The sequence below is a fragment of the Streptomyces sp. NPDC054841 genome, from assembly GCF_053611045.1.
Genome location: NZ_JBSGZO010000645.1, coordinates 1 through 3,881, shown reverse-complemented (window position 1 = coordinate 3,881; position 3,881 = coordinate 1). Strand labels below are relative to the sequence as shown.

Genomic DNA, 3,881 nt, shown 5'->3' with positions numbered 1-3,881 from the left:
GATCAGCGCGGATCAGCGCGGATCAGCGAAGCGAAGGCTCAGGCGGCGGCCATGGCCATCTTCTTCTGCAGGTTGGAGTCCAGCGCCTCCAGGAACTGCTCCGTCGTCATCCACGGGGTGTCCTTGGAGATCAGCAGCGCCAGGTCCTTCGTCATCTGGCCGCTTTCGACGGTCTCGACGCAGACCTCCTCCAGGGCCTGCGCGAATCCGGCGACCTCGGGCGTGCCGTCCAGCTTGCCGCGGTGGGCGAGACCACGGGTCCAGGCGAAGATCGAGGCGATCGGATTGGTCGAGGTCGCCCTGCCCTGCTGGTGCTGGCGGTAATGGCGGGTGACCGTGCCGTGCGCGGCCTCGGCCTCGACGGTCCTGCCGTCGGGGGACATGAGCACCGAGGTCATCAGGCCGAGCGAGCCGAAGCCCTGCGCGACGATGTCCGACTGGACGTCACCGTCGTAGTTCTTGCAGGCCCATACGTAGCCGCCCTCCCACTTCAGGGCCGAGGCCACCATGTCGTCGATGAGCCGATGCTCGTAGGTGAGTCCCTTCTCCTCGAACTCGGTCTTGAACTCGTTGTCGAAGATCTCCTGGAAGATGTCCTTGAAGCGGCCGTCGTACTTCTTGAGGATCGTGTTCTTCGTGGACATGTAGACGGGGAAGCCGCGGGCCAGGCCGTAGCGGAACGAGGCGCGCGCGAAGTCGCGGATCGACGCGTCCAGGTTGTACATCGACAGCGCTACACCGGCACCCGGGAACTCGTACACCTCCAGCTCGACCGGGTCGGAGCCGTCCTTCGGGGTGAAGGTCATGGTGAGGGTGCCCTCGCCCGGGACCTTCAGGTCGGTGGCACGGTACTGGTCGCCGAAGGCGTGACGGCCGACGACGATCGGCTTCGTCCAGCCCGGGACCAGCCGCGGCACGTTGTCCATGATGATCGGCTCGCGGAAGATCACGCCGCCGAGGATGTTGCGGATGGTGCCGTTGGGCGAGCGGTACATCGCCTTGAGGTTGAACTCCTCGACCCGCGCCTCGTCGGGGGTGATCGTGGCGCATTTCACACCGACGCCGTACTCCTTGATGGCGTTGGCGGCGTCGACCGTCACCTGGTCGTTCGTGGCGTCGCGGTGCTCGATGCCCAGATCGAAGTACTTCAGCTCGACATCGAGGTACGGCAGGATCAACTTGTCCTTGATGAACTGCCAGATGATGCGGGTCATCTCGTCGCCGTCGAGCTCGACGACGGGGTTGGCTACCTTGATCTTGGCCATGAGCTGGACCGTCCCTCTCGGGCTTCGTGCTGGTTGGCCTCTCGGCTCTCCGCGTACGCGCCGCCTAACGCACGGTGAAGTGATGGACCGCGTCCTCCAGGAACGGGATCTCCAGCCAGGGACGCGGCTGGACCATCAGGGCGAGCAGCACGATCACGGTGCCGAGCAGGCCGTACGTGACCATGTCGGTGAAGCGTGAGCGCACCGCAAGCATGCCCACGGAGGGCAGTGCGCGGCGCAGCGCCGCGCCGGTGAGCAGGGCGACGCCGACGAGAATCGTGCCGACCCGGAAGGCCTGGTCGAACGGATCCGTGCCGACGATCAGCAGCCCGAGCGCCGTCATCCCGAGCACGGTCAGCAGCGGCCACTGCCGCGCGGGCGCGGGCGCGTCCCCGGGCGCGGCCCGCCCGCCGCCCTCGGGCCGCGCGGTGTCCCGCGTGACGGCCGGCGGCCGCCGCGACTTGCTCCCTGCACGCTCGGAGACGGCGTGGCCGTTGGCCGCCGCACCCTCAGAACCGCCGGCATGGCCGTTGGCCGCCGCACGCTCGGAGGCGGCCTGCCCGTTGGCTCCCGTGCCGGTCGCACCGGAGGCGCTGCTGTCCGGCGACGGGGTCGAGGCGCGTCCGCGACCGTCCGCCTCTGCGGACGGCTGCCCGTCCGCAGGCCCCTTCGCCAGCCCCTTCGCAGGCCTCTTCACCGACTCCTTCGCCGACCCCTTCGGCGGTGTCTTCGCCGACCCGGGCCCGGGCCCGGTGCCGTTCACCGGAGCGTCGGGTGCCGCCCGGTCGGCGGCACCGGGGCCGGTCTCGTTGTTGTCCGGGGTGGTCATGGCCGGTCAGTCCGCGGCCGCGAGCTCGGCCGCCTCGACGACATTGACCAGAAGCTGGGCCCGGGTCATCGGGCCGACACCGCCCGGGTTCGGGGAGAGCCAGCCGGCGACCTTCGCGACGTCGGGATGGACATCACCGACGATCTTCCCGTTGCCGTCGCGGCTGACGCCGACGTCGAGGACGGCCGCGCCCGGCTTCACGTCCTCCGGCCGCACCAGGTGGGCGGAGCCCGCCGCGGCGACGATGATGTCGGCCTGGCGCAGATGCGCGGAGAGGTCGCGCGTACCGGTGTGACACTGCGTGACCGTCGAGTTCTCGGAGCGGCGGGTCAGCAGCAGCGGCAGCGAGCGGCCGATGGTGGTGCCGCGGCCGACGACGACGACGTGCGCGCCGTTCAGCTCGACGCCGTACTGACGCAGCAGCCGGATCACGCCGTACGGCGTGCACGGCAGCGGGGCCGGCTCGTTCAGGACGAGACGGCCGAGGTTCATCGGGTGCAGCCCGTCCGCGTCCTTCGCCGGGTCGATCAGCTCCAGCACCCGGTTCTCGTCGATGCCCTTCGGCAGCGGCAACTGCACGATGTAGCCCGTGCAGTCGGGGTTCGCGTTGAGTTCGCGTACGACCGCCTCGATCTCGTCCTGCGTGGCGGTGTCGGGCAGTTCGCGCTGGATGGAGGCGATCCCCACCTGCGCGCAGTCGCGGTGCTTGCCCGCGACGTACTTCTGGCTGCCGACGTCGTCGCCGACCAGCAGGGTCCCGAGGCCGGGCGTGATGCCCCTGGCCTTGAGGGCCGCCACGCGGGCGGTCAGATCGGACTTGATCGCGGCTGCGGTGGCCTTGCCATCGAGAATCTGGGCGGTCATGCCCCCATCCTCGCGGATGACCCCTCTCCTGTTCCAATTCGAGCCATCGTCACCCGTCCGGCAGCCTGTCCACACGGCTCCGTCACCGGTCCGCCGAGCGGTGCACGAGGTTGCACTTGCACAACACATTCGGATACCGACTGGACAAAAACTCGACCTTAATACCACGATGAGCCGCGCAGTGCCGCGGGCAATGTCGGGGGGCAAACCGCTTGTTCTTGTGAACTTTCCTCCTGTCAGGACCGCGTCGTCCCCGCAAATCCCACGGAGGAATTCCGCCATGAGCTTCGGCGACCCGAACAACCCCTACGGCCAGCAGCAGGGCCAGCCTGGCTACGGTCAGCAGGGCCAGCCGGGCTACGGCTACCCGCAGGGCCCGCAGCAGCCGCAGCCCGGATACGGCTATCCGCAGGCCCCGCCCGTCCAGCAGCCGTACGGCGGCTACCCGGGCGTCCCGGTGGAGATGCCGGGTGGGGTGAAGGGCGCGCGTGTGATGCTCTTCATCCTGGGCGCCTGCCAGGCGCTCATGGCGGTCTTGGTCGTCGCGTTCGGCGCGTGGATCATGGACCAGATCAGGGGTGCGGCCGAGCTGTCCGAGTCGGACGCGGACGCGGCCACCGGCGTCGGCATGGGCGTCATGGTGTTCTTCGCGCTCATCGCCCTCGGATTCGCGCTGTGGGCCATCCTGACCGGCGCCAAGTTCGCCACCGGCGGTAGCGGCATTCGCGTCTCGGCAATCGTCTACGCCTCGATCGTCGCGGCGTTCAGCCTCTTCAGCCTGGTGACAGGCAACTTCCTCGCCCTCATCAGCCTGGTCCTCGGCATCCTGATCATCGTCTTCTGCGCCAAGTCGGACGCCTCCGTCTGGTTCGGCCGTCCGCGCCACTGACGCAACGCCCTGCGACGTACGGAAGGCCGTAACC

4 protein-coding genes are annotated in these 3,881 nt (G+C 68.9%); 1 reads left to right on the top strand and 3 read right to left on the bottom strand.

The features are described 5' to 3' along the window. Positions 1–38: 38 nt before the first annotated feature. The 3 genes from ACWGI8_RS41055 to ACWGI8_RS41045 form a co-directional block, all read right to left on the bottom strand. Entirely contained in the window at positions 39–1,265 is a 1,227-nt protein-coding gene (locus ACWGI8_RS41055; protein ID WP_453668554.1) for an NADP-dependent isocitrate dehydrogenase, read from the bottom strand. 64 nt (positions 1,266–1,329) lie between these two features. Further along, positions 1,330–2,094, bottom strand: coding sequence for a DUF3017 domain-containing protein (locus ACWGI8_RS41050; protein WP_453668553.1), 765 nt, complete (start codon positions 2,092–2,094; stop codon positions 1,330–1,332). Positions 2,095–2,100: 6 nt separating this feature from the next. Next, the gene (locus tag ACWGI8_RS41045; RefSeq protein ID WP_453668552.1) at positions 2,101–2,958 is read right to left on the bottom strand and encodes a bifunctional methylenetetrahydrofolate dehydrogenase/methenyltetrahydrofolate cyclohydrolase; all 858 of its coding nucleotides are present in this window, start codon (positions 2,956–2,958) and stop codon (positions 2,101–2,103) included. Between the two features lie 280 nt (positions 2,959–3,238). Between ACWGI8_RS41045 and ACWGI8_RS41040 the strand changes: the two genes are divergently transcribed. Then, positions 3,239–3,847, top strand: a complete 609-nt coding sequence (locus ACWGI8_RS41040; RefSeq protein WP_453668551.1) for a hypothetical protein — start codon at positions 3,239–3,241, stop codon at positions 3,845–3,847. Positions 3,848–3,881 lie beyond the last annotated feature (34 nt).